The sequence below is a fragment of the Nostoc sp. CMAA1605 genome (assembly GCF_021596505.1).
GTDB lineage: Bacteria > Cyanobacteriota > Cyanobacteriia > Cyanobacteriales > Nostocaceae > Trichormus.
This window is the reverse complement of the sequence record NZ_PJIZ01000024.1, coordinates 1-17,466: the sequence shown is the minus strand read 5'-3', so window position 1 is coordinate 17,466 and position 17,466 is coordinate 1. Positions and strand designations below refer to the sequence as shown.

At 41.4% G+C, this 17,466-nt stretch carries 14 protein-coding genes and 1 pseudogene; 5 read left to right on the top strand and 10 right to left on the bottom strand.

What is annotated here, in order from left to right; genetic code table 11:
* Window positions 1-74 precede the first annotated feature (74 nt).
* Window positions 75-1,787 carry a CHASE2 domain-containing protein gene (locus CV014_RS11100; protein WP_236142085.1) on the bottom strand — a complete coding sequence of 571 codons (1,713 nt, stop codon included), beginning with the start codon at window positions 1,785-1,787 and terminating at the stop codon, window positions 75-77.
* A gap of 422 nt (window positions 1,788-2,209) precedes the next feature.
* On the opposite strand from CV014_RS11100, the gene CV014_RS11095 reads away from it, so the two are divergent.
* Window positions 2,210-3,031 carry a DUF928 domain-containing protein gene (locus tag CV014_RS11095; protein WP_236142084.1) on the top strand — a complete coding sequence of 274 codons (822 nt, stop codon included), beginning with the start codon at window positions 2,210-2,212 and terminating at the stop codon, window positions 3,029-3,031.
* Window positions 3,032-3,311: 280 nt separating this feature from the next.
* Here the strand turns inward: CV014_RS11095 and CV014_RS11090 are convergent, their stop codons facing one another.
* From CV014_RS11090 to CV014_RS11065, 6 genes and pseudogenes are all read right to left on the bottom strand, one after another.
* On the bottom strand, window positions 3,312-4,445 hold the full coding sequence (locus CV014_RS11090) for a PEP-CTERM sorting domain-containing protein (RefSeq protein ID WP_236142083.1): 1,134 nt from the start codon (window positions 4,443-4,445) through the stop codon (window positions 3,312-3,314).
* Window positions 4,446-4,692: 247 nt separating this feature from the next.
* A pseudogene (locus tag CV014_RS11085) lies at window positions 4,693-6,030 on the bottom strand (TldD/PmbA family protein).
* Window positions 6,031-6,135: 105 nt separating this feature from the next.
* Window positions 6,136-7,608, bottom strand: coding sequence for a TldD/PmbA family protein (locus CV014_RS11080; RefSeq protein ID WP_236142082.1), 1,473 nt, complete (start codon window positions 7,606-7,608; stop codon window positions 6,136-6,138).
* Window positions 7,609-7,868: 260 nt separating this feature from the next.
* Window positions 7,869-8,645, bottom strand: coding sequence for a precorrin-4 C(11)-methyltransferase (gene cobM / locus CV014_RS11075; protein ID WP_236142081.1), 777 nt, complete (start codon window positions 8,643-8,645; stop codon window positions 7,869-7,871).
* Window positions 8,646-8,992: 347 nt separating this feature from the next.
* Window positions 8,993-9,868: a prolipoprotein diacylglyceryl transferase gene (gene lgt / locus CV014_RS11070; protein ID WP_236142080.1), complete on the bottom strand. Its 876-nt coding sequence runs from the start codon at window positions 9,866-9,868 to the stop codon at window positions 8,993-8,995.
* Between the two features lie 56 nt (window positions 9,869-9,924).
* The gene (locus CV014_RS11065; RefSeq protein WP_236142079.1) at window positions 9,925-10,083 is read right to left on the bottom strand and encodes a hypothetical protein; all 159 of its coding nucleotides are present in this window, start codon (window positions 10,081-10,083) and stop codon (window positions 9,925-9,927) included.
* A 42-nt stretch (window positions 10,084-10,125) separates the two neighbouring features.
* Here CV014_RS11065 and coaD point away from each other — a divergent pair, with 42 nt between their 5' ends.
* From coaD to CV014_RS11050, 3 genes are all read left to right on the top strand, one after another.
* Complete coding sequence (coaD, locus tag CV014_RS11060) at window positions 10,126-10,698, top strand: pantetheine-phosphate adenylyltransferase (RefSeq protein WP_236142078.1); 573 nt, start codon at window positions 10,126-10,128, stop codon at window positions 10,696-10,698.
* Window positions 10,587-11,276 carry a DivIVA domain-containing protein gene (locus CV014_RS11055; protein WP_236142077.1) on the top strand — a complete coding sequence of 230 codons (690 nt, stop codon included), beginning with the start codon at window positions 10,587-10,589 and terminating at the stop codon, window positions 11,274-11,276. Before coaD ends, CV014_RS11055 begins: the two co-directional genes overlap by 112 nt.
* Window positions 11,277-11,827: 551 nt before the next feature.
* Window positions 11,828-12,973, top strand: coding sequence for a GUN4 domain-containing protein (locus CV014_RS11050; RefSeq protein ID WP_236142076.1), 1,146 nt, complete (start codon window positions 11,828-11,830; stop codon window positions 12,971-12,973).
* Window positions 12,974-13,102: 129 nt separating this feature from the next.
* On the opposite strand, the gene CV014_RS11045 is transcribed toward CV014_RS11050, so the two are convergent.
* Window positions 13,103-14,236 carry a radical SAM protein gene (locus tag CV014_RS11045; protein WP_236142075.1) on the bottom strand — a complete coding sequence of 378 codons (1,134 nt, stop codon included), beginning with the start codon at window positions 14,234-14,236 and terminating at the stop codon, window positions 13,103-13,105.
* Between the two features lie 98 nt (window positions 14,237-14,334).
* Here CV014_RS11045 and CV014_RS11040 point away from each other — a divergent pair, with 98 nt between their 5' ends.
* Entirely contained in the window at window positions 14,335-14,490 is a 156-nt protein-coding gene (locus CV014_RS11040; RefSeq protein ID WP_236142074.1) for a hypothetical protein, read from the top strand.
* A 170-nt stretch (window positions 14,491-14,660) separates the two neighbouring features.
* On the opposite strand, the gene CV014_RS11035 is transcribed toward CV014_RS11040, so the two are convergent.
* Together CV014_RS11035 and CV014_RS11030 are read right to left on the bottom strand one after the other, a co-directional pair.
* The gene (locus tag CV014_RS11035; protein ID WP_236142073.1) at window positions 14,661-15,089 is read right to left on the bottom strand and encodes a hypothetical protein; all 429 of its coding nucleotides are present in this window, start codon (window positions 15,087-15,089) and stop codon (window positions 14,661-14,663) included.
* A gap of 421 nt (window positions 15,090-15,510) precedes the next feature.
* A complete protein-coding gene (locus CV014_RS11030; RefSeq protein WP_236142072.1) occupies window positions 15,511-17,286 on the bottom strand; it encodes an SWIM zinc finger family protein in 1,776 nt (591 codons plus the stop codon).
* Window positions 17,287-17,466: the final 180 nt, after the last annotated feature.

Below are 17,466 nucleotides of genomic sequence, written 5' to 3'. Positions count from 1 at the left end.
ATCTGCCGATAAAGTATATATATTTCCCTTACACCCCTACACCCTTATACCCCTAAACCCCTATCATTAAAAACTTACTTTTTGTTTTCTCTAAGTTTCTTCCCCCGATTTTGTAATTGTTGCCAATAATCTGAATCCTCTTGTTCTTCTGCGGGGTTTGATGTCGGTTCTCCTGATTGATTGTTGATATCTTCTGTGTTTTCTGATGATTGATTTTTATTACGGCGATCGCGCACTGCTTGTAAATAATCAACTTCTAGAATATTGGGGGGTAATTCCAATTTTGGCTGGATTGTGGGAGCTAAATGTATATCTTCTGGGGGGTGCAAATCTGATGTTGGTGAATTTTCTCCTACAACATTAGATGTCTGTGAATTATCTCTAACTCGCAAATCCTTAGCTTTTTGCTGTAACTCTACAAAATAATCGCTTTCGGTAATTGCAGCTACCTCTTCATCTTTCTTGTCTTTGTCAATCTCAATGTTGATTTTTAAGAATCCTTTCACGGTCTTGACAATGGTGGCGGCATATCTATCTATCAAAACTACGCCAGCAGCCGTGGTTAAGAGTCCCAAGGCTGCTGGTACTAAGGGTATCCAACCTGCTTGGAGAAAGATGAGGTAAGTACCGCCGAGTAAGATAGCGATCGCCACTCCACCCCCTAAAATTAATAACCAGGGTTTGCGAATTCGCCACGCTAAAATCCCTCCCACCAAAGACCAACCAAACACCCAAAAGCCTTCTTGTGCTTCGTTCCAGTACCAAAATAATGGTCGTTTATTTAAAACAGCACTCAATATCTGACTGGCGTTTTGGGCATGAACTACCACCCCTGGCATTTTTTGACTATCATCCGCGCCACCACTATAAGGCGTGTAGAAGGTATCTTTGACAATGGCAGCTGTGTAACCAATCAGCACGATTTTGTCTTTTATCGAATCTGCCGGCACTTTATCAGCTAACACATCACTCAGGGATACTTGTTTAACGGCATTTTTGGCAGAACGATAATTCAATAACATTTGATAATCGCCCGTATCCACTTTGTGATAACCGCCTGCATTCGGGGTTAAGCGTTTTAGCACTGTGTTACCAAATTTGATTTCTCCCTTTGGGGTTGGTTCTGGTGCAATTCCATCTTCATTTAAGTAACGTGCAGCCACTTGAAAGCTAAGGGATGGTAGTTGATTTTCAGAGTTGGCGTAATTGCAAATATGTTCGCTAGGGACTGGTAGTTTTGAGGCTTGGGGAATCGTTAAAATCATTCCCTGACGCACAGTTCCACCCCGATCTACAGGAAAATCTGCTACTCCCACCCTATCTTCAGGAATTCCTGGGGCGGCGGCGATACCTGGAGAGTCAGCCTTGCTAATGGCACAGACAGCAACAATATTATCGTTATCGGTTAATATCTTCACTAATTCGGCTCTACCCTTAGCACTTCCTTGCTTGACATCCCTGAGAATATCTATACCGATGACTCGCGGTGCTTGCGCCTCTAATTTGGTCAACACCTGGGCTAATGTCCCATCTTCTATGGGGTATTCTTTACGAGTTTGAATATCTGCATCATTGATACCCACCACCAAAAAGCGATTATCTACACCCTCATCAGGACGCGATCGCATTAACCAATCAAACGCCCCTAATTCCATTCCCGCCAAACTACCTAACCCCCGCAACCCTAAAATTCCGCCAGTAATTGCTAAAGTTGTCAGCAATACTGTACTACCGAAGGTCAACACAGCTTGAGGGAAACCAGAGGGTTTTGGTTGAGGATTAGTCATAGCTGGGGTTTCTCCTGCTCTTACAATTAGGGCGTGAATCAATGGGATAGGCTTTAATTTTTCCCCCTTCCCTAGTAGGGAAGGGGGTTAGGGGGTTAGGTTTAACGTTGACTTTTCACATTATGTGGAAAAGTCAGATGAGGACTATCTAATTTGCCAAGATTCAGTATTTAAGTAATGTTAACTACTCAATTCCTGAGATTTGGGTAATTTTATAACATTTATTTGACCGTTTTTTCATAAATTACCGAAAGTTTTTATGGTATATCTACTGAGGTAACTGCAATATCGGAACTTTGTCGGTCATGATAAAGTCACTAGTAAGTAATTGTTGTTAATAAAACTAATTAAATCTTTGAGCAGCTTGGAGAAGTAACTTCACATAACAAGCTGTTTATTCAGTTAACTATCATCAAAAAATTATGCTAAAAAAGACCCTACTATTAATCACATTAGGTCTAACTTTCTCTACAGAAGTATTGTTAACTACAACAGCAGTAGCCACACCAGTAATTAACAATGCAAATTTAATTTCCCAAAATCCTCTGCCCAGATTTACCCCGCGTCGTCGTTCCCTGTTAAAGTTTAAAGTCCCAGGAATTAGAGGTTCTCGGAATTTAGAAGCAGGCGCAGCACGGGGTCAATGTACACCCCAAGCCATCAGCGCAGTCTTACCAGCTAAACCCACAGGGATGTCAACCACACAAATTCCCGTTGAATTAACGATAAGCGATCGCCCGACATTCTTTGTCAGTGTACCAGAAACTTCCGCCCAGCAAGCCACCTTTCTACTCAGAAACGAAGCCGGAAACGAAATACTCTTAGAGAAAACCTTGCCCCTCAACGCTAACAAAGGCATCATGAGTTACACATTACCTGCTGACTTTCCTGGTTTAGAGGTAGGTAAAAAATATCGGTGGCGATTTTCCCTATTATGCGACCCCACAGGCGGCGATCGCAGTGGTGATCCCGTCGCCGGTGGTTGGATAGAACGGGTACAACCAAGCACCGCACTAGCCACACAATTGCAGACATCCACACCCAAGCAGCGAGTATTTATCTACGCAGACAACGGTTATTGGTACGATACCTTAAAAGCCCTAACTGATTTACGTGCTGAAAAACCCAGTGACTTTACCCTAGTTCGCGACTGGATAGACTTAATGAATTCAGCAGGCTTGAGTGCGATCGCAAATCTTCCCTTAAATTCACTCAACACTACAACCACATCTCTAACCAATTAAATCAATTCGCAATGGACTAACGTCCCGCTACGCTAACGCAATTCGCAATTCGCAATTAAGTGTTGTAACGGGGATTTAAACCCCCTAAATTTTGTTAAATATCACTTCTAATGACGTAAAAAATTATCTGCGTTTATCTGCGTCCATCTGCGTTTAATTTTGACTGCTGTGCCTCACTGGAATGGGAATTGCTATACTTCCCAACCACAAATTCAAAGTCTCTCTCCTCGCAGGAGAGAGATTTAGAGAGAGGTTTTCCAGATCCCCTGAAAAGTCAGAACTACTTACGACGACGGAATAACCATCCAAACAAAGGTACAATTCCCAATCCCAGGATTGCACCAGGTTCAGGAACTAAAGTAGAACGAACTGCAAACGCTGTATCAGGATTATCACTAAATAAACCATCAATTCCAGTTGCGTAAAACTGTCTGTATTCTTCTTCTGGATTACCTTGCAAATTTGCAGGTAAGAAAACATTCTCATCGCGGAATGTCCATGCGTGAACCAACAAACCAGCCGCATGAGCATCATCAACTAAGCTGGTTGGTGATAACAGATTTCCACTAGCATCTCTAGGAATAATCAAATTCTTATTAGCACCAATCCCATTAGCATAGGTAGCAATTTCTGCTAAACCTTCAGGAGTAGCTAAATCACGATAAGTGCGAGAATCACCACTTACTACAAAATCATAAGGGCTACCACCATTACTGAGCAGTTGGACTATAGAAACATCAGTTAATGCGTTCAGGTCTTTAAGGTTAGCAACTTCAAAAGACTGAATGTAAACTGGTGCAGTTTCATCAGTATAGCCATTAGCATTTAAAACACTCACCAAAATTTCTTCCATTGACAACCCAATAGAATCAAAATAAGTCGGGTGTTTAGTTTCAGGATAAATACCAATAGTCCGTCCCAGTAGTGAGCTTTTTTCCTTTGCTAAATCAATCACTTCTTGTAGAGTCGGAACTTCAAAACGTCCATTAAAAGCTGTGTTAGCAGGGCGAATAGCTGGAATTCTTTCAATCGCACGCAGAGTTTTTAACTCAGCTAGGGTAAAGTCCTCTGTAAACCAACCTGAAATATTTTGTCCATCAATAACCTTTGTCGCAAAACGGTCAGCAAACTCAGGACGGCTAGAAACATCGGTAGTTCCAGAAATCTCGTTTTCGTGGCGCGCCACTAAGTAACCATCTTTAGTGGCGACTAAATCAGGCTCGATGTAATCAGCACCCATCTCAATAGCCAGTTTATAGGCTTCTAAAGTATGCTCAGGACGATAACCGCTAGCACCTCTATGTCCGATGACAATGGGGGGTTGACCTGTCAATGTTCCCGCTAGGACTTTTTCTGTAGGCATAACAGCTATTGTAGCCATTCCCAGCAAAAATGCTCCCAAGAAATGCCGCATGATTTCTCCTCACAAGTATTTGGTTACAGGCAAATTACTTAAAGTCGCCAAGTTTCGGTAAAAACACTTGAGTTAGGCTAGAAACCAAACGTTAACAGCAAATTAATTTCTAATTATGTAAGTTTTAAGTTTGCAATCACACATAAAAAAACCCCACCTTCACAAAGAAAGTAGGGTTATCAGTTCGTAGTGAGGACTTTAGTCCTATTAGAATAAGGACTAAAGTCCTTACTACAAACTACAAAATTTAATCACCAGTAATTGATAAACCATCAACCCAAATTCTCGGAGCAACACCACCAGGAGTTAACTCAACTTCTTTTTCTACATAGATAATAGATTTCAGCAGTTCCAAGAAATCGCCAGCAACCGTTGCGGATTCAATACTGGTTTTCTCACCTTTGTTAATTAACCAACCATCAAACGGTAAGGAAAACGAACCTTGTAAAGCTCTTACACCCGCATGAAGAGCGTGCAAATCATCAATTAAAATTACATTTTCCGCCGTTTCTAAGCTCAACTCTTGTGCAGCATTTTGTGCAGCAAACACATGATAAAAATTCGGGCCGACGCTTACCTTGGCACCAATACTAGCATGACCAGTTGGTTGAGCATTTAACCTTTTAGCAGTACCGGCACTGTGTAGAAAACTAGTTAAAACACCGTTTTCAATTAACTTAATTTGACGAGTAGGTGTACCTTCCCCATCAAAAGTTTCTGCACCTAAGTTAGCCGGATGTAGGGCATCATCATACACAGAAAGCAGAGGTGAAGCGATTTGTTTACCCAAATCATCGGGTGTAGATAGACTTTGTTTATCTAGGATACTTTGGGCATTAAACAAATTAGAAAATGCACCCAAAATACTTAAAAAAGCTTCCGGTGAAAACACTACTTGATATTTACCAGTCTTAACTTTTTCGTAGTTCAAATGACTGATAGTTTTCTCAGCCGTTTCTTCGATGCAACCATTAATATCTAAATCTGCTACATTGCGACTGACTCGATAAGCACCGGCACTGCGTGGTTTTTTACCTTCTTCCTCAGTTTTGCTATACAGATAAACCGAAGATAAAGACAGAGAATCTTTTCTCAAAGCCCCATCGCTATTGAGATAAAATCTATCAATATCTTTTGTGCTAAACCGTTGTAAGGTACTCCTTTAATAGCTGCATGAGATGCTAATAATTCTTTTCAGCTATTAGCAGTTTTTCGATTAGTTCTGATACAGGTGATTGAGGTGATTTTTCATCCAGTGTTTTTGCTAGCGGTAAAGTAGCTTCAGGACTAAAATCTGGTACGTGTTCTTTCACACCAAAAAAACTAGCTTCGTAAGCAGTTTTTAAAGCTAATTCTAATCCTTGGGGATCTACATCGGTGGTACTGGTGATACCGATTGTATTGTCTTCATTCCAAACGCGTACAGTTACACCAGAGCGATTAGAAGCTTGACTTGTTTGGGTTCACCTTGGTCAACTTGCACACTAGTTTCATCTACTGTTGAACCATAGATGTCAAATTTTCTGATGCCAAGTTTTTCTGCATTCTCTTTGGCGTAAGTTGCAATCTCATTAATATTCGGCATAGTCAATTTTGGATTTTAGATTGGAGTTGATGCTTGTTTCAGATACCGGACTTCTCAAAGAAGTCCGGTATCTATTGTTGCGAAAAAAATTTAAAATCTAAAATTCTATCGTCCTCCGACGGTAATAGAATCAACTTTGATGTGGGGTTGTCCTACGGTGGTGTAAATGCTGCCACTTACAGAACCACAAAAACCAGGTGCAATTTCTAAATCTTGGGAACACATGGAAATTTTATTCATGATTTCCTTGGCTTCACCAATCAAAGTAGCACCTTTAAGTGGCTTGGTAACTTTGCCATTTTCAATTAAATAGGCTTCGTCCACACTGAAGTTAAATTGACCAGTAGCACCTACGCTACCACCGCCCATTTTCTTACAGTAAATACCTTTATCGACTGAAGCAAATAAATCATCAAGTGTGTAGTCACCAGTCGCAATGTAAGTATTCCGCATCCGGCTAGCGGCTGCGAAGGTGTAATTTTGACGGCGACCACTACCTGTTCTGGGGTGTCCGGTGCGCCAAGAACCTGTTCTATCTGCTAGGAAGTTTTTCAGAACGCCTTTTTCAATTAATAGGGTTCTTTGTGCTGGCATTCCTTCGTCATCCATGTCGATTGTCCCGAAGGCATTATCGGCGCGTCCTTCATCCCAAGCTGTCAGGCTTTCGTGGGCAATTTTTTCGCCTTTCTTGTCAGCAAAGGGGGTGGTGTTGCGTTCAACTTGGGTAGTTTCTAGCAGGTGTCCGCAAGCTTCATGGAAAATTACTCCACCGAAGTGGTTCGCCATGATGATGGGGTAGTTACCTGATTCTACATAATCAGCGTAGAGCATTTTACCGGCGGATTCGGCGATGTGTTCGGCGGCTTGCTGGTAGTCCCAAGTTCTTAGGAAATTAGCATCGCTGGTATTGCCGGCGCGTTCACCAATGGAGGAACGATTTGCACCGTCAGCACAGAGTATGTTAAACCCTACTGATTGCGTCAAACGAATGTCACGGGCAAAAGTACCATCACTGGCTGCGACTAAAACTTCTTGCCAATCACGGAAATAGCTAGCACGGCGGGACTGGACATGGCTAGCTTTCTGATTGAGGTAAGCAGTACCATCTAGGAGGATTTCGCCCATTTCGCGGATAGAACTGCACAGAGGTAGCCAGCCATCTTTGCCTCGTTTGGTGGCGTAGTCTCTAAATAATTCCAGGTTAATTTCTGGGATAAAAGCGTTAGGGGCTGGTAGTTGTAACCCTAAAATAGATAAACCTTTTTCTAAGGCTGCTTTTAAGCCAGAAAATGATAAGTCATTGGTACTGACGTAGCAGTCGGCTTTGCCCCGAAATACTCTCACTCCCGCACCTGTGGATAGGCTGGGTGAAATACTAGTAATAGTGTCGTCTTCTGCAAGGCTACTAATGTAGTTGCGACGTTCTAAGAAGAATTCTATAAAGTCAGCACCAGCCGCACGTCCTAAACCCAAGAGGGTAGCTAGGGGATCACCCCAGGTTTCATCGAAACGCTCTGGTGTAGAAGAATATTTTAGTGTGGGCAGTTGATTAGAAAGAAGTAAGGTATTTATAAGCATGAATAGCCTCGTCTGCTGGCGTGATCAGAGATTTGACCGAAAAATCCTGGTGTGTTCAGGGTAACTGAAACCTCTATATATTCTAAGACCCTTCACACAAATGAAGGGTCAATGGTCATTAGTCAATAGTCAATAGTCAATAGTCATTAGTCATTAGTCATTAGTCATTAGGGAACAGGGAAAGTTTTTCTCATTTCCTACCTTGTCTACCTTTTCCCCAGTCCCCAGTCCCCAGTCCCCCTGCACCCCTGCCTCATGATCTATTGACGAAATAACCGACTATATTCGGGATCATATAGGCGCGATCGCCCTTTTGCTGTTGATAATGCTGGACTAATGACATATAGCGTTGTCCGCATCAGATTTTCTTGCTGGGTACATTCTGCCATTTGCTCAAGGCTGACTAGCCTAATTTTTTCATCTGGCCAGCCAATGCGGAAACAAATCGCCACTGGAGTTTCTGGTGGATAGTGTTCTAGTAATTTAGCTTGGGCTTTTTCTACGTGACGCGCACTCAGATATAAGCACAAACTAGCTTGATGGGCTGCTAAAGAGGCTAACTCTTCTTTTTCAGGTACTTCTGTACGTCCGCTAATGCGCGTCAATATGATAGTCTGTACCACGCCAGGGACGGTTAACTCGATATTCAGTTTAGCGGCTGCGGCTTGAAAAGCACTAATACCTGGGATGACTTCAAAAGGGATTTCGGCCTCAGCGAGAAGCTGCATTTGTTCGTGGGTTGCGCTGTAGAGACTGGGATCACCTGATTGGAGACGAACTAAGGATTTTTGCTGCGATCGCACCCGTTCAATCATCAAAGGTAAAATCTCTTCCAAGGTTTTATCAGCCGTGGGAATAATTTCTGCATCTTCCCGACAAAATTGTAAAAGCTGTTCAGGAATTAAAGAGTCAGCAAATAAAATTACATCCGCCGCCGCTAGCAATTTTTGCGCTTTAAGCGTCATTAAATCAGGATCTCCTGGGCCTGCTCCCACAATATAAACTTTCGATTCTAAAGAATTTTGATGAGCTTTCATACAAAAATTTTCATACAGCCTCAGTAATTACCAGGATAAATTTAGCCCCCCAAAAATTTTTTTGGAAATTTGCTCAGTATCTTTCCGGATTACCTCTATAGGAGTAGTAGAGAGAAATGGTAGATGCACCCTGGTTAAGCCCTGGAGAAAACTCTGGGGCATTTTTTATTTTTAGGCATTAGTCAATAGTCAATAGTCAATAGTCATTAGTCAACAGTCATTAGTCATTAGTCATTAGTCAACAGTCATTAGTCATTAGTCAACAGTCATTAGTCATTAGCTTCTTCTTTCTTGCTACCTTGTCCTCAATCCCCAATCCCCAGTCCCCAATCCCCAGTCCCCAATCCCTAATCCCCAGTCACCTGTCCCCTTGGCTGCTCTTTTACGGGGGATACGACATCAGGTAAAGGGCGTTTTAGAAGGTAAAGCCAAGCTAAACCGGCTAATCCTAATGTCATTCCACTGAGGCTGACTACTTGTGCAATTCGCAGAGGCCCTAACATTAAGCTATCAGTGCGAAGTCCCTCAATCCAAAAGCGTCCCATGCTGTAGGCTACCAAATAAACCATAAATAATGTTCCTAAGCGCAGGCGTGGCTTACCTGATAAGCTGCGAAAGAATAAGGTTAAAAGCAAGCCAAACACCATTAAGTTCCACACAGATTCATAGAGGAACGTGGGATGAAAATATTCGTAATTGGCTAGACTCAAAGGGCGGCGTTCTGGTGGAATGTACAATTTCCACGGTAAATTGGTAGGACGACCAAAAGCTTCAGAGTTGAAAAAATTACCCCATCGTCCGATCGCCTGTCCTAAAATCAGCGAAGGCGCAACTAAATCTGCTAATTGCCAAAAAGGAACTCGTTTGAGTTTTGCAAAAATTAAAGCTGCCAAAACGCCACCAATAATCGCTCCATGAATAGCAATACCTCCCTCCCATATAGCGATAATCTTGCTGGGCTGTTTAGCATAATCTGACCATTTAAATAAAACATAATAAATGCGGGCAGCAGGAATTGCCGCAATTACCAGCCAAATTGACAAATCATTCAATAAATCTGGATCAATCTGACGACGTTTTGCAAGGTATTGGGAAAGGCTGACACCAATTAAGACAGCCATAGCGATTAGTAAGCCATACCAGCGAAGAGGCGTAGAGCCGATTTCCGCGCCCGGAGAAGTGAATACAAACGCCAGAGGTAAAGCAGCAAAATCCATTACCATGTAAAATTCCCCAAATCGTCAATAGTCAATAGTCAATAGTCAATAGTTATTAGTCATTAGTCAATAGTCATTAGGGAACAGGGAACAGGGAACAGGGAACAGTTGTTCTCATTTCCTACCTTGTCTACCTTGTCTACCTTGTCTACCTTGTCTACCTTGTCCCCAATCCCCAATCCCCAATCCCCAATCCCTAATCCCCCTGCCCCCTGCCCCAATTCCTATATAATCTCCTCAGTAACTTCGATACCGTCAAAATTGTGATTGCTATTTATCCTGGTAGCTTTGATCCTATAACTCTCGGACACCTCGATATTATTCAGCGTGGTAGTCGTTTGTTTGATGGGGTAGTTGTGGCTGTATTGCGTAATCCCAATAAAGTACCACTATTTAGCGTACAGCAACGTATAGAGCAGATTCGCCTGACAACAAAACATCTATCTAATGTAGAGGTAGATAGCTTTGATGGCTTAACTGTTAATTATGCCCAGCAACGAAAAGCACAAGTTTTGTTACGGGGTCTACGAGCTATTTCTGATTTTGAAGTAGAACTACAGATGGCGCATACTAATAAAACACTTTCTACTCAAATAGAGACAGTTTTTTTAGCGACATCAAATGAATATAGTTTTTTAAGTAGTAGTGTGGTAAAAGAGATCGCAAGATTTGGTGGTTCAGTCGATCATCTTGTCCCCCCTCAAATTGCCCTAGATATATACAAATGCTACAACCACAAGTATCCAATAGCGGCGAATCCAATCGCAACGGAAGCTATCCCCCAGAGTACACCAACGGAATCTCTCCAGGAGAAATTCCCGAAGCCGGAAATGTAGATATTCAGCAAGAACTCGATCGCCTAGAAGAGTTCATCCTTTCTAGTTTCCGCATCCCTCTGACGGGACGCACCATTATAGATGAGGAAAAATTATTAGAACAGCTAGATTACATCAGGGTTTCTTTACCTTCAGTGTTTCAGGAAGCAGCCGCCATCCTAGAACAGAAAGATGAAATTCTTTTAGAGGCTGAAGAATATGGACAACAGCTTGTTGATGCGGCTCAAGTCAAAAGATCGCAAATCTTAGCGGAAAGCGATATTGTCAGGCAGGCTCAACAAGAAGCAGAACAATTGCGGCGACAAGTGCAGCAAGAATGTGATGCAATGATGAAAGAAACTCTGAATGAAATTGAGTTAAAGCGGCGTGCTTGTCAACAAGAATTAGAGGAAATGCGACAAACTGCGATCGCGCAGGCTCAAGAAATTGAAGGGGGTGCTGATGAATACGCTGATCATGTCTTAGAAGGTATCGAACAAGACTTAAAAGATATGTTGCGAATTATTACCAACGGCCGACAACAGCTGAGATCCGACAGCCAATCACAGCGCAACTCACACTCCAACAGAAAAAAGTAACCTAGTAACTATATATAACTACTGCAAAGTGCAGATTTAAAAAGAAAGACTGCGGTTATAAGTTTTGTTTAAGTGTTTGTAACAAACATATAAGCATTTGCCACAAATGTTGTAATGTTTTGCCTCAATATTGTAATGTTTCGGGTTAACCTTTAAATGTTTTGCCTTAATGTTGTAATGTTTTGGGTTAACCTTTGAATGTTTTGCCTTAATGTTGTAGTGTTTTGGGTTAACCTTTGAATGTTTTGTCTTAATGTTGTAATGCTTTAAGTTGACTTTTAAATGTTTTGCTTGAATGTTGTAATGTTGTGAACTAAGGTAATGTGGCTGTCACCTGCTTAGGAAAATCAAGTAAAAAACTATAATTTATCCTAAGCCTAATTTATCTCAGGGACTTCCAGAAAATAAACTATCCAATTTATTTTCTCCAAAACAACTGTCTTTCCCCCTGCCCCCCGTTCGGCTGACGCTCACGGCGGAAGCCTGCCCCCTTGCCATCAACGTGATAGCATATTTACTTCATTGGAATTCCCCTACTCCTGAGCGCAAAAATGGCAGAGGAATCTTTCAAGCTTTTTTTTTCTTACTCTCACAAAGATGAGACTCTACGGGATGAATTAGCTTACCACCTGAGTATATTGGAAAAGCAGGGTGTAATATCAAGCTGGCATGACCGTGAGATCCGAGCCGGAGAACAGTGGCATGATCAGATTAGCGACAATTTAAACACAGCCGACATTATTCTGTTGCTTGTGAGTGCCTACTTTTTGGCTTCTAATTATTGTTGGGATGTGGAAGTTAAGAAAGCGATAGAACGCCATGATAAAGGCGAAGCTTGCGTCATTCCCGTGATTTTGCGGCCTGTTGATTGGACTGGCGCACCATTTGCTAAACTGCAAGCTTTACCTAAAAATGCTGAACCTGTGATGTCAAGAAATTGGCATAGTCAAGATGAAGCGTTTGCGGATGTAGCTAGAGGTATCCGCGCTGCTGTGGAAAAACGCAAGCAGGAACGAGCAAAACTTCAACACAAACAACAAGAAGCTAAAGCTTTACGAAGACAAAGAGAACAGGAAGAAGCGCAAAGGTTAAAACGCGAACATGAGGCAGAAATATGGCGACGGCAGGAAGCAGAAAGACTAAAATACGAACAACAAGAAGCTGAGAAACTACGTCAAAATGAATTAGCCTCAGAAAGAGGTGTAGATTACACAAAATTGCGCGACTTACTAGCAGCACAAAAATGGCAGGAAGCAGACAATGAAACCTATCTTGTAATGCTTCAGGCCGTAGGGCGTATAGATGGAGACTTCATTAGACGTGAAGAATTCTTAAACTTTCCCTGTACTGACCTCCGTACGATTGACCGCCTGTGGGTAAAATATAGCAATGGAAATTTTGGCTTCAGTGTTCAAAAAGAAATATACTTAAGCGTCGGTGGTAAACTAGAGCGTGAGTATAGTACAGAAGCCTGGGAAAGATTTGGCGATCGCGTCGGATGGAGAGTGGAGGGAAGTTGGATTCACCACTATGATGTTACTTTTACACCTACAACTAAAGGATACCTCCCGATGGGGTTAAGGAGGGGTTCGGTTTTGGATTTATTTAGTGGTGCGTGGATTTGTGGGGCGTGGGGTTCTTTGGGGGCGGGGCTGTTCTCTTCTTTTGCATCAAGACTTGTAAACTGTAACATCTAAGGTTTTCCGACATTTATTTCGTATATGTCGCTGTAATTCCACAGAAATGTAAACCTTACGCCACTTTTGTTTTACCTTCTAATCTGTTTATTAAAGTTTGTAATAAGCACTTTAATCTTAGTTTTTAGATTAACGCACAATTACATTTGTTTGAGACTTATCTTGAACAGCATAAACATTAATGAGTGCTTTAGCTTCAGGCGATCGCAAAATTTCATTTACCATAAATTGAATCATGGGTTTAGCGATCATACACTGGAGCTTGCCGACTTCATCATAAGAACGTTCACTAGAAATTGCTTCTACAAGATGTAATTGATCACACTTTTGATCAAACTCACATTGACGACAGGTTGCTGCTCTCTCTAGGCGAACTTTTGTAGTGTTTGCATAAGCTGAAGAAGTAAAAATTTCATTCAGGGATTGTTGGAAAACATTTCCCATAAAACCCTCTGGTAAATAAGCATCACCATAAGAGTAAGTATCCCCATTTGTGTTAATAATTAAAGCCCATTCTTTTTGAGATGGATCATAAATAGGAAATTTGCGCCCTGTTAAATATCTCACGGCTGCCTCAAAATAATCTTTGAGAGGTAAAATATCAATGTTTGATGCAGATGCTAATTGTGCTACTGCTATTTTTTTTAAAGCTGTGACAATTTCTTCATGAGAAATTAGTAAATGCTTCATTCTCTCTGGAGACTCTTGGTAATTAAAAATTGGCATCACTCTAAAATCGATATTTAATTCATTGTAAAATTGATATATTTCCTCTACGTGATTAACGTTCAAAGCATGAAGAACAACTATCCCTGCAACAGCAATACCTCTGTCTAACAAACGTTGCAGATTACTTAAAACTTTTTCTTGTGAAACTCTCCCAGCAATATCAACTCGTTGATCACCGAAAACATCTAGTGAAAAACCCAAAGCAATGTCTAATTCTTGTAGTAAATCTATAGTTTTATTAGATATCTTAAATAAATTGCTCTGTACTACTGTGCGATGAAATATGCCCTGTTCCGTAAAATATTGATCACATAATTGACAAATGGTTCGTAAATAATCATGAGGTAGTAGCAGGGCTTCTCCACCATGAAAAATAATTTCTACTGGTAAAGTTTCCTTTTGATTCAGAATGTACTGAGCTAAATTTTTTAAAAAAAACTCAATCTTTTCTATGGGCATTTTTTCCTGATGAGATAACTCATCATACTCATAGCAATAAGTGCATCTTAGGTTGCATAGTTTACTTAATTTCATTACCAGATTCATACTCTAGTAATTCCTTTACAAATTTTTATTTTTATCTTAAAACTACAAGGAATAGATGATGTTAGCGACCCTGCGAATTTTAGATTTTGGATTTTGCGGAAAGTTCTGTAGGCGGGTTTCTCGCCGTAGGAACGCCACTGACTACAAGCCGGGAAACTATGCACGGCAGTTGCTCAACTTTTAAAGACGGATTTTGGATTATTTGGGTACAAGCCCCACCCCTAGTGGGTGGAAAAATCTGAAATACTCGCTACGCTGCATCCGCGACGCTCTAAGCACAGCTATACCGCAGGCTTTACGTCAATCCAAAATCCCCACGCTGCATCCCTTTATGGGTGCAGTCAATCCACTCATTCGCTCCTGCGTCGCTAACGCTGCGCTATCGCAAATCTAAAATCCAAAATTGATTGACTTAATTACATTGGGATGGAGGGGAGCAGAGTTTCCACTTTACATCTGCTGTAACGTTCGGATCGAAATCACGCGATGAACTGTAAGTGACTTTTCCTGATTCTATTTTGAGAATTGCACCAATAGAGAGCCGATAATAGCCATCCGGTGGAAGTTTTTGTTCTCCATCTTTATTCACGATTACAGCAGAACTACCTTCAATATATAATGTATTTCCTTCAGGTAAAGACACAAATTCTTCGGGTGATTGAGCAATGTAGATAGGATTGCCCACATTAGCCTCAGCTACAGGTAACAAATATTTTTCCAGACTCTTGGCTAATTGACTCGCTATTGCATCGCCAGCATTTAACGGAGCAAAACCAGTTAAAATAAAGGCTCCAGCTAAAATTCCTTTAGCTAAATTTTGACTTTGGTGATTTTCAGGCATTTTTACCTTCCTATTAGGTAGAAATAATTACCTTCACTGTAAAAATTACATTAACACATGGTAATTATTCTGACAATAGGACTATTTTCTATACAAACTATAATAATGATTCAAATTGATCAGCCTGAAATGATGCTGTCAAAATTTATAGGAATCCGCTTTGATTCCTGAAATCATTTGCGTAGTAGGGGAACAGGGAACAGGAAAAGACGTAACAGAGATGTACTGAGCTTTTTTCAGGAATCAAATATGATTCCTATACATTCGTATATTTTGTTTAGCCTTTACCTCTGACTACTTCTAATCCAACAAGACACCAATGCGATCGCCTTGTTGATTCGTAATATATTGCACTGATTCAGACATAGGTTGATTTGCCAATGTCGAGACATTTAATCGTAGTCTATCAACCAATTAATTCTCACTGCATACTACCTTCTTTCAACATCCCCATTAATTTGCGTTTACGTCCGTGAATTTCCATTAACTGTTCACGATAACTCGCCCAATCTGCTTTTCTACCAGATGCCATATAAGCGGCGCGGGTGTGTTTTAACCATGCGATCGCTTCACTATAATATTCTGCTTTCCCTTCATCCATAATTCTTTCAGCACGACGGCGAGAGTTGGCAATTACCCAGTCGGGATTGTGAGGAATGGCGGCTTTCATGACACGTTGAACTAAGGACGCATGATAATGACTGATTTCACTGACGGTGGTAATGGCATCATCAATTAAGCCTTCGTGTAAAAGTATATCCACTTTGTCTGGTTGGATTGCCCAATTATCACAGTTGTGGACAACTTTTAATAAATCGGGTTTAATAACTTCCCAATTTTCCCCAGCTAATTCTGCAATTTTTTGATAGTCAACAAAGTGGGGTTTAACTTCAAAAGCAGCTTTGAGTGCTAATAAAGCCGCTTCCTGATTATGCAACTCCAAAGCTAAATCACAAGTCCAAATCCCTAAAGCATACTGACAATTACCCCATAGCCTAAAACCAGTTTGGGCAATTTCTAAGGCTTGCGGTAATGAACCTTGTTCAGCCAGAGTTTTAGCTAAAGCGAAGGCTTCTTCCATTGAACTCATTTCCGTTTGGGCAGCTTGCACCGCTTCTTCTATTCTGCCTAAACGTCCTAACATGGTGAGATAGGCTTGGGTTTGTCCTTCTGCTTGCGCCAAATACAGGTATTCTTGATAACGTTCTTGCCGTTCCAGGATTTTCAAGCGAATCATCGCTAAATCATCGGCATAATAGGGGATTTCCTGACCCCAAACTCCCCTTGTACTGATATTTCCCTGGAGTACCTGGATGATTCGTGGTTCATCCCAGCCTTGACGTAAGGCTTCTAAAGCCATAGCAAAGTCAGTATTCCATTCGTCTTGCCAAACTTCCAAATTAACTTGAATATCAACTTTTTCTTCTGGAGTAAGTTCAGCAGAAAGAAGCACCTCACACCAAGCAATATTCAATTCCCAGGCGATTTCATCATTGTCTGCACCGTATTCTAATACATCTTCCCAATTTTCCGCACAGGTAGCAGTAATCACTTCCAAAACAGCGATCGCATTATCATTTTCGCCTCGTTCGTTAAACTCTAAAGCACCCTGCACTAAGCTAAATAACTCTTCCGTCAGGGGATCTTCCTCATACCCCTCCTCAAAATAATTCACCGCTTCCCGCAGAATCTGCTTGATTTGCCTCCGTAACGCCGGCAAATTGACGGTAATGTGTCTTTCAGTGTTGGTAGATAATGGCTTGGGTGTAGGGTTAGTCATCCAACTAACGTGCTGATCGATAATATCAATCAATTCGGGTGCTTCTGCGACTAACTCTTGAATTAACCTTTGAGTCTGCACATGATCTAAACGGTCGAGGAGTTTTGCAAGCGTAGGGCGTTGCTCAATCATATCTGGTTGACGAATCAATACAAGTGCCGTCGCCACCAAATGTTTACACCAACCATCAAAATTGTAGGCACAAGTACAGTCAGCCAAGGTTACAGCCTTGTCATCAAAAGTCAAGCTAACACGATAAGGCTTGGTTTCATGACCTTCCACTTCCGCCTGGAACTGCTGTCCACGTTGAGTAACTTTAGTAACAGCACCCGATTCAAAGTAACCCTCGCCACGTTGAAAAGACTTAGAGTTAGCATAGCGACGGACTGTAAATTCACTAATATTCGGAAAAGACATTAAGCGATCGCCTGGAAAAATCCTATAGGTGATTTTAAATCAAGATTACTGGTTCAGCGTTCAGTGTGCAAATACTTTCACGGCCATTAAGAGGCAGGGGGCAGGGGGCATGGGGAATAGGGCATAGAAATCAAGTTTCTTCTTATTTACCTTGTCCCCAGTCCCCCAGTCCCCAGTCCC

Excerpts from the sequence above, each read along its gene's own strand:
- CV014_RS11055 (WP_236142077.1), top strand. The coding sequence starts at position 10,587 with ATGCTACAACCACAAGTATCCAATAGCGGCGAATCCAATCGCAACGGA.
- cobM (WP_236142081.1), bottom strand. The coding sequence starts at position 8,645 with ATGAAAGCTCATCAAAATTCTTTAGAATCGAAAGTTTATATTGTGGGA.
- lgt (WP_236142080.1), bottom strand. The coding sequence starts at position 9,868 with ATGGTAATGGATTTTGCTGCTTTACCTCTGGCGTTTGTATTCACTTCT.
- CV014_RS11090 (WP_236142083.1), bottom strand. The coding sequence starts at position 4,445 with ATGCGGCATTTCTTGGGAGCATTTTTGCTGGGAATGGCTACAATAGCT.
- CV014_RS11050 (WP_236142076.1), top strand. The coding sequence starts at position 11,828 with ATGGCAGAGGAATCTTTCAAGCTTTTTTTTTCTTACTCTCACAAAGAT.
- CV014_RS11080 (WP_236142082.1), bottom strand. The coding sequence starts at position 7,608 with ATGCTTATAAATACCTTACTTCTTTCTAATCAACTGCCCACACTAAAA.
- CV014_RS11030 (WP_236142072.1), bottom strand. The coding sequence starts at position 17,286 with ATGTCTTTTCCGAATATTAGTGAATTTACAGTCCGTCGCTATGCTAAC.
- CV014_RS11095 (WP_236142084.1), top strand. The coding sequence starts at position 2,210 with ATGCTAAAAAAGACCCTACTATTAATCACATTAGGTCTAACTTTCTCT.
- CV014_RS11100 (WP_236142085.1), bottom strand. The coding sequence starts at position 1,787 with ATGACTAATCCTCAACCAAAACCCTCTGGTTTCCCTCAAGCTGTGTTG.
- CV014_RS11035 (WP_236142073.1), bottom strand. The coding sequence starts at position 15,089 with ATGCCTGAAAATCACCAAAGTCAAAATTTAGCTAAAGGAATTTTAGCT.
- CV014_RS11045 (WP_236142075.1), bottom strand. The coding sequence starts at position 14,236 with ATGAAATTAAGTAAACTATGCAACCTAAGATGCACTTATTGCTATGAG.